The sequence below is a fragment of the Desulfocucumis palustris genome (assembly GCF_002933875.1).
In the GTDB taxonomy this organism is placed as follows: domain Bacteria; phylum Bacillota; class Desulfotomaculia; order Desulfotomaculales; family Desulfocucumaceae; genus Desulfocucumis; species Desulfocucumis palustris.
Window position 1 is genome coordinate 135,555 of record NZ_BFAV01000071.1, and the last position, 6,542, is coordinate 142,096.

A 6,542-nucleotide genomic window follows, 5' to 3' on the forward strand; every position below is an offset into this window, starting at 1 on the left:
AGGATGAATACCGGCTAACCTTTGAAGATAGGGTATTACAAAAAACACCTTTTACATTTGATGTGTCGGTCTGGGAATTTTTTTGGCCGTTGCTGACAGGCGCCTGTCTTGTTATGGCCAAACCGGAAGGACATAAGGACAGTAATTACCTGGTAGACGTAATAAGGAAAGAAAGGATCACAACCTGTCACTTTGTGCCGTCAATGCTCAGGTTTTTCGTTAGTAATTCCAATGTGAGCAAATGTGATACATTACGCCAGGTTTTTACCAGCGGAGAGGCTTTACCATATGATTTAATGGTGGATTTTAAAAAGAAGCTGCCGGCCAGGCTTCATAATTTATACGGTCCAACTGAAGCGGCAGTGGATGTGACCTACTGGGAGTGCGGGAAGCGGCCGGATAATAAGGTTCCCATTGGCCGCCCCATTGCAAATATCCAGATATATATTTTGGATAGTGAACTGAACCAGGTTCCCATCGGCCATGAAGGAGAACTGCATATTGGTGGCATTGGCCTGGCCAGGGGATATCTTAACCGGCCGGAATTGACCGCGGAAAAATTTATAGACAATCCTTTCAGTGACGAAATCGGCGCAAAGTTATACAAGACCGGCGATAGTACTAAATATTTGCCGGATGGAAATATCGAATACCTCGGTCGAATCGATTTCCAGGTCAAACTGCGTGGAAACCGAATTGAGCTGGGAGAAATAGAAACGGTACTCAGGGACCATGAGGCCATTGATGAAGCGGTTGTGCTGGTAAGAGACGAACAGAGTGCGGATCCAAAACTGGTGGCTTATGTGGTCCCGAAAGGAGAACTGCCGGCTTCCAAACAAATACGGGAATTTATAAAGAGCAAATTGCCTGATTATATGGTGCCTAATATTATCGCCCCTCTGGTTTCAATACCTGTTACCCAGCATGGTAAATTAGACCGCAAAGCGTTGCCGTGGCCTATAAAAGGGAGAGCTGGGGATAATAAAGCAGTAATAGCGGGAGCAGAAGCTAATCTTGGGGAAAGTATCTCAAACATGTTGTTGGGATACTTTAACAAGGCTCTGGATACTACTGAACTAACAGTCCAGGAGGATCTTTTCGACTTGGGAGCCACCTCTTTGACTATGGTCCAGGCGGCTGAAAAAATTCAGGAGCAATATGGTGTTTCTATTCCGGTGGAAGTATTTTTAAATGATCCTACCATAAAGGCGATTGTCCATTATTTGTGTAATGAGATTGAGGGCAGAGGCGGTACCGGAAGTAATGAGGAAAGGGAGCAATGCCAGTCAGGGGGCACTCATCATAAAATGGAGCGGCTGCCTGAAAGTGACATGGAGATGGCTGGGATATCAACCGGCACAAAGGAGATTGTCCATGTTGAAGAAGAAACGCAGGATATACAAGATAATTCACAGGTTAATATGAGATTGTCTGAGAATTATGGAGATGTTACCGGAGCAGGAAAAGCAGTCCAACTTCAGAAAGCCCATTTTAAGGAAAGTGCTTACATGAATGGTGCAATCGTGAGAAATTATGTTAGAAGGGAGATACCATTTAATTTATTCAGTGGTTTAATGTCACTTTTGAAACGGGAAACCATAAAAGGAGAGACAAAATATCTATACCCGTCTGCGGGTGGACTGAATGCGGTACAGACCTATCTTTATATAAAAGAAAATGCGGTGGAAAGGATCAAGAAGGGTATTTATTATTACCATCCTGAAGAACATGTATTATATCTTATAAATGACCTGCCTGTAATCGATCGGACGATATTTTTTGAGTATGATAGAGCTGTTTTTGACAACGCCGGCTTTGTTTTGTTTTTTATAGCCCGGCTCGAGGCCATAAGGCCAATCTATCAAATGTTAAGTCCCACTTTACTAACACTGGATTCCGGATATATGGGACAATTGATGTTAAGCAGGCAGATTGATTTTAATATGGGATTATGTCCTGTTATAGGTATTGATTTTAACAGGATCAGTCCTTTCTTTCAGTTCGATGAAAGCCACAGGTTCATCCATTGTATGTTAGGTGGAATCCCGGATGGCCAGTTTTCCGGGTTTGATCGAAATGAACCGGATAAAGGGCCGGCAGGCTATTTGGAAAAGACAGGCAAGAACATAAAAGAGCAGTTTCAAAGCTGCACCGGCGATAATAGCTTTTCCTCATTTTTAGATGTGGACTGGAAGACGGTTTTGAAAAATATGAAACATTTAAGCAAGGAAGAGCATGAACTCTTCCATGAAAAGCATCTTAATATAAGACAGTTCTCAGGGAGAGATGCCGTAATAGCCTTGGATGCCCACAGTTATCCCGAGAGTGATTACCGGCTGCGGTCCAGTAGACGGGATTATCTGAATAAGCCCATTCCTTTTGAGCAATTTAGTAAATTTTTATCACTTTTTAAACAGGTAAATATAAAAGGCAAATCTTCCTTTCTATACCCGTCGGTGTCCGGAACTTATGCCCTTGAGGCTTATCTATATATTAAGGAAAACAGAGTACAAGGGCTTCCAGAAGGAATTTACCGCTATGATCCGGTAAAACATGTGTTGGTTCTTATTACCCCGGAACTTTCTAAAGAAGTAAAGCCCAGCTATACGCCTTTTAACAGAAAGCATTATCAGAAAGCAGCTTTCTGTTTGTTCTTGGTGGGGCAAATCAATGCGATGAAACCGATTTACAAAGAAGAAAGCCTGTATTTGGCCTTGCTGGAAGCAGGTTACCTGGGGCAGTTGCTGATGGACAAACAGGCTGAATTCGATATAGGAGTCTGCCCTATCGGCGGCCTGGACTTTGACAGGATTCGCTGGGATTTTAAACTCGATGACGGGCAAGTGCTCCTCCATAGCTTCATTTGTGGGAGTTTTGAGCAAGAGATTCCCCAAGACCGGAAATTTCTTGAGATTGGCAGGGGCGGGAAAAAAACGGAGACAGAGCTTTGTCACAAGGCTTCCTGGAAAAAGAAGATGCCGGGGTTGCCACATGAGCTTGCCGTGGTAGGGATAAGCGGGAGGTATCCGGGAGCCGGTAGTCTGGAAGAATATTGGGAAAATTTACAGGACGGAAAAAGCGCTATCACTGAATTGCCCAACGGCAGGAAGAAGTTATGGATGCAGGATTGGTCCAATGCCGGAAGTGGTCGGACATTCTCCATCCGGGGGGGCTTTTTAGACGACATTGATTGTTTTGACAGCCTGCTTTTCAATATTTCTCCCTCAGAAGCCCGTGTTATGGATCCCCAGGAACGCTTGTTTTTGGAAGTGGTATGGGAATGCCTGGAAAACGCGGGTTATACTGCAGAAAACCTGCTCCGTTCTTCCGGCAGGGTTGGCGTATTTGTAGGGGTTATGTGGAGCGATTACCAAAATCAAAGCTCCGATTCGTGTGAAGAAAAACATGCAGTCCAGGCATCGGCTTTTACTTCGTCAATAGCGAACAGAATATCTTATTTTTTCAATTTTAGCGGACCGAGTATCGCCCTTAATACTTCCTGCTCATCAGCAATGACCGCCATCCACCTTGCCTGTGAAAGCATAAAAAGAGGAGAGTGTGATGCTGCATTAGTTGGTGGGATAAACCTAATGACCCATTCATATCATCATAACCTATTGACCAGCCTTGATTTGTTATCAAAGGATGGTGAATGCAGGCCGTTGGGAGTGCAGGCAACCGGTTGGTTTGCCGGTGAAGGTGTCGGGGCGATTTTGATTAAACCAATTGAAAGAGCTAAAAGGGATAAGGATTATATTCATGGCGTTATCAAGGGGACTTCTGTCGGCCATAGCGGAAAGACAACACGATTTGGTGCGCCAAGTTCCGCGATGCAGTCGGAATCCATTCAAAAAGCAATTGAAAACGCCGGTGTACCCGTGGAATCCATAAGCTATATCGAGGTGGCAGCGGCCGGGGCCAGTATCGCGGATGCCTCGGAAATAAACGCAATAAAAAAGGTTTTTCAATATTATTTTGATGCCCCGGCTCCTTGCCTTATGGGTTCGGTAAAAGCAAACATAGGACATTTGGAATCCGCTTCCGCCATGTCTCAAATAACAAAAGTCCTGCTTCAAATGAAGCACAGGCAGATTGCACCGACAATAAATTTTAAACCCATAAATCCCTTGCTTCAACTACAAGGGAGCGGACTTGAAATAGCGGGGGAACTGAAACACTGGTCCGGCAAATCGCCTCTTAGGGCGCTAATCAATGCTTTTGGAGCAACAGGTTCGGGGGGGCATATTGTTGTTGAAGAATATGTTGATGAGGAAAACAAGCAGAGGGAACCCGCAAAAACCGCTTTAATTCCCATTTCCGCCGCCGCAGGAAATCAGCTTATTCAACAGGTATTAAGGCTGCATGAATTTTTGACCAGGAGTGAAACCGTTCAGTTTAATATATCCGATATAGGATACACACTTCAGGCGGGACGCGTGGCAATGGAGGAAAGGCTGGCAGTGGTTGCGGAGAACACGCAGACCTTAGTGGAAAAACTGGAAATGTTCTTGCGGGGTGAGGAGAATATTGCCGGCCTTTACCGGGGAAGTGTTTTCCCAGGGAAAGAGTTAAAGTTAAAAAAGGATAAAAACGACCTGTATTCCATCGCAGAGCAATGGGTTCAAGGAGCTGCAATTGAATGGAATGAGCTTAATGACGGAAGCGAAAGAAGAGTTCCCCTTCCTGCCTATCCCTTTGCCAAAAAGAAACACTGGGTTAAAGGCTATTTAACAAAAATTGCTCAGGAAACCGGATTGGCGAATGAAGCAGTCCTCCAATCCATGCCCTTAGAAACTTGCGGCAAAAAGCAAGAAAGTATAATTGGCGATAATGTCCTGTTGGCCAAAATAGAAGATTATTTAAAAACAGCCTTTTCCAAAGTTTCAGAGATTCCGGCGTCGCAGCTCAATGTAAAGGCCGCCCTGGAGAAATACGGGATTAATTCGTTGATGATTAATAAGTTAAATATTAATCTTCAAAAAGATTTTGGGGAGCTGCCAATAACACTCTTTTTTGAATACCAAACCATTCATGAACTGGCGAAATATTTTTTGGAATGCCATCCTGATAGATCAAGGGCTTTGTTGGATTATGCAGAGCCCTTGGCGAACACGCTATTTGCCGGCGATCTTCAAATGATGGATAAGCACGGGCAAAAGAAAGAAAGTCGAGATTGTTACGGCCTTAAACCAGAAAAAATTGATATCGCAATTATCGGACTAAACGGTAGATATCCAAAAGCAAAAACAATTGCGGAATTTTGGGAAAACCTGAAGAACGGTATGGATTGCATTACAGAGATACCAAAAGAAAGATGGGATTATCATGAGTATTACAGTCCTGATAAACAAATTCCAGGAAAAATATACTGTAAATGGGGCGGGTTTATTGATGACGTTGACAAATTCGATCCACTGTTTTTCAATATTTCACCCAGGGAAGCTGAAATCATGGACCCCCAGGAGCGCTTATTTCTGGAAACTGTTTGGCGCACATTCGAGGATGCCGGTTATAACCACCATTCAATGAAGGAAGTTTATAATGGCAAAGTTGGTGTCTTCGTGGGGGTTATGTACGGAGAATATCAATTATTAAATAATTTTAACAGTAAATCGGCAGTTGTTTCATCATATGGCTCAATTGCAAACAGGGTTTCTTATTTCTTTGATTTTCATGGACCAAGCATGGCTGTTGATACACTGTGTTCATCCTCACTGACGGCCCTCCACTTAGCCGCGGAAAGCATTAAACGCGGAGAGTGCGAGGTTGCAATAGCAGGCGGAGTTAACTTATCGTTACATCCGAATAAATATATTGTCCAATCACAAATATTTATGTCTTCGTCTGACGGCCGCTGCCGGAGCTTTGGAGAAGGAGGAGACGGGGTTGTACCAGGAGAAGGGGTAGGCGCCGTTTTATTAAAACCATTACAAAAGGCCGTTCGGGACGGTGATCATATATATGGAGTCATCAAGGGGGTTTCCGTCAACCATGGAGGTAAGACAAACGGGTACACGGTTCCGAATCCCGCGGCACAAAGCAATCTGATACTGGAAGCTCTTGAGAAAGCAGAAATTGATCCAAGGACAATCAGTTATGTTGAGGCACACGGTACCGGTACTTCCCTGGGAGACCCCATTGAGATTGCCGGACTGTCAAAAAGCTTTAACGCGTGCAGCAGTGAAAAGCAATACTGTCCCATCGGGTCTGTGAAATCTAATATAGGTCACCTGGAAGCCGCGGCCGGTGTTGCCGGGCTGGCAAAAGTGCTGCTGCAAATGAAACATAAACAATTGGTACCGTCATTGCACGCTAAACAGCCCAATCCAAATATAAACTTTGATAAAACCCCCTTTTTTGTGCAGTATGAGCTAACCCAGTGGAACCAGCCGGTTATTGAAATTAATGGACAATCCAGGAGCTATCCGAGGAGGGCTTCCATAAGCTCCTTCGGGGCCGGAGGGGCTAATGCCCATGTAATAATTGAGGAATATATTCCCGGGGAACAGCAGCCGCCTTCGGTTGCCATAAGCCCAGGTAAT

1 protein-coding gene (only partly in view) is annotated in these 6,542 nt (G+C 44.4%); it reads left to right on the forward strand.

Annotated features, from left to right (window positions below; translation table 11 throughout):
• On the forward strand, nucleotides 1-6,542 hold part of the coding region annotated (locus DCCM_RS05665; RefSeq protein WP_123057284.1) for an amino acid adenylation domain-containing protein (this coding region is incomplete at its 3' end). 622 nt of the annotated region lie to the left of the window's left edge; 6,542 of 7,164 annotated nt are visible.